Source organism: Bradyrhizobium sp. P2_E8, from assembly GCF_056403875.1.
On the sequence record NZ_JBFUES010001128.1, the window covers coordinates 1 to 2,227 of the forward strand.

The following is a 2,227-nucleotide window of genomic DNA, read 5'->3' on the forward strand; positions in this document are numbered from 1 at the left end:
ACACGATGTCGTAGCCGCGATAGGTGCCGCGCACCGGCGCGCGGATCACTGCCTGATAGGCCTTCAGGTCGGCAGCCGTCATGATGCCTCCGGCGGCGGACAGGGCCTTGGCGAGCTTTTCCGCAACCGGGCCCTCATAAAAGCCGCGCGGACCTTGCGTGGCGACGGTCGAGAGCGTTTCGGCGAGATCGCTCTGTATCAGTCGATCTCCTTCGCCGAGTGAGGTGCCATCAGGCCGCGAAAAAATCCTGGCCGAAGAAGGCCAGCGCACGAGGCGCCGGTGCCAACCCGGCAGGCTATCGGCGATATCGTCGCTGACGATGAATCCGTCGCGGGCGAGCGCGATCGCGGGCTCGAGCAATTGCGCCAGCGTGAACTGGCCCGAGCCGTATTTCTCCAGCGCCAGCGCGAGCCCTGCGACAGTGCCGGGCACGCCGATGCCGAGCGCGGAATCGCGCGACTTCGCGGTGTCGGGCTTGCCGTCGGGACCGAGGAAGATCTGTGGCGTGGTCGCTGCCGGCGCGGTCTCGCGATAGTCGATCGCGATGTCCTCGTTGCGCTCAGCGGAATGGATCACCATGAAGCCGCCGCCGCCGATATTGCCGGCGCGGGGATAGGTCACGGCCATCGCAAAGCCGGTCGCGACCGCGGCATCGACGGCATTGCCGCCGCGGCGCAGGATATCGGCGCCGACTTGCGCCGATATCTTTTCCTGCGCCACCACCATGCCGTGCTCGGCTGCAACGGCATGCACAGTGTCGAGCGCGGGCGGGACATAGGCGCGCCGCGCATCCTGCGCGGTCGCAGACGCCACTCCAAGCGCCAGAGCGGCAAGGAAGGCTAAAAATGTCCGCCGTGTCGAAAATGACGACATCATCAAAATTTCCGCCGGGTCCTCGGGACGGTTCACACGTACCGCTGCAATGCTATACGGTTGCTCCAAGACAGGCAAAACTGTTCGTGATGAGGACTGCGTGATGACGACGATCGCCTCGGATGCGCGCATGGCCAGCGCCCAGCGGACCTATCCGCCGCGCGCCGCCGTCGTCAGCTGGATCTTTTTCGACTGGGCCGCGCAGCCTTATTTCACGCTGATCACGACCTTCGTGTTCGCGCCTTATTTCGCCACCAGCATTGCGCCAGATCCTGCCACCGGCCAATCGTTGTGGGGCTTTGCGATGGCGGCTGCGGGCCTCGCCATCGCGCTGATGTCGCCGGTGCTGGGGGCGATCGCGGATGCCTCGGGCCGCAGGAAGCCATGGATCGCGGGGTTCGGCGCGCTGCTGGTGCTGGCGTCCTGCACGCTGTGGATCGGCAAGCCCGGCGATCCCTCGGTCATTCCGCCCCTGCTCACGGCGGTCGCGCTCGCCAGCGTCGGCGCGGAATTCGCCACCGTCTTCAACAACGCGATGATGCCGACCCTGGTGCCGCCGGAGCGGATCGGCCGGCTCTCCGGCACCGGCTGGGCCACGGGTTACATCGGCGGCATCGTCAGCCTGATCATCGTGCTCGGCTTGCTCGCGGCGAATCCCGAGACCGGACGCACGCTGCTCGGTCTCACGCCCCTTTTCGGGCTTGATCCCGCCAGTCATCAGGGAGATCGCGCCGCCGGACCGCTGACCGGGTTGTGGTTCATCATCTTCGTGACGCCGATGTTCCTGTTCACGCCGGACTATCCGGCGAAGCGCCCGGTGCGCGAGGCGTTGCGCGAAGGCCTGTCGGAGCTGAAGCAATCGATCAGGAGTTTGCCGCAGCAGAAATCGCTCGCAGCGTTCCTGCTCGCCAACATGATCTACACCGACGGCCTGGTGTCGCTGTTCGCCTTCGGCGGCATCTATGCCGCGGGCACCTTCGGCTGGCACACGATCCAGATCGGCACTTTCGGCATCATGCTCGCGATTGCCGGCGCCCTTGGCGCATGGCTTGGCGGCAAGCTCGACGATCGACTCGGGCCGAAGCCCGTCATTGCCGGCAGCTTGCTGATCCTGCTGCTGTCGGTGGCGGCGATCCTTCTGGTCGACAAGGACAGCGTGCTGTTCGTCAAGGTCGCAGCCCCCCAGCCGGGCGCGCCCCTGTTCTCGAGCGCCGCGGAGCGCGCCTATCTCGTGCTGGGCTGCCTGATCGGCGCTGCCGGCGGACCACTTCAGGCCGCCTCGCGCACGCTCCTGATCCGCCTCGCACCAAAGGACCGTATCGCGCAGTATTTCGGCCTGTTCGCACTGACCGG

2 protein-coding genes are annotated in these 2,227 nt (G+C 66.3%); one reads left to right on the plus strand and one right to left on the minus strand.

Annotated features, from left to right (window positions below; translation table 11 throughout):
• Positions 1-877, minus strand: an 877-nt coding sequence (locus tag AC1D00_RS37590) for a gamma-glutamyltransferase (protein ID WP_477014148.1), incomplete at its 3' end; no start/stop codon positions are given.
• Between the two features lie 100 nt (positions 878-977).
• On the opposite strand from AC1D00_RS37590, the gene AC1D00_RS37595 reads away from it, so the two are divergent.
• Positions 978-2,227, plus strand: a 1,250-nt coding sequence (locus AC1D00_RS37595) for an MFS transporter (RefSeq protein ID WP_477014149.1), incomplete at its 3' end; no start/stop codon positions are given.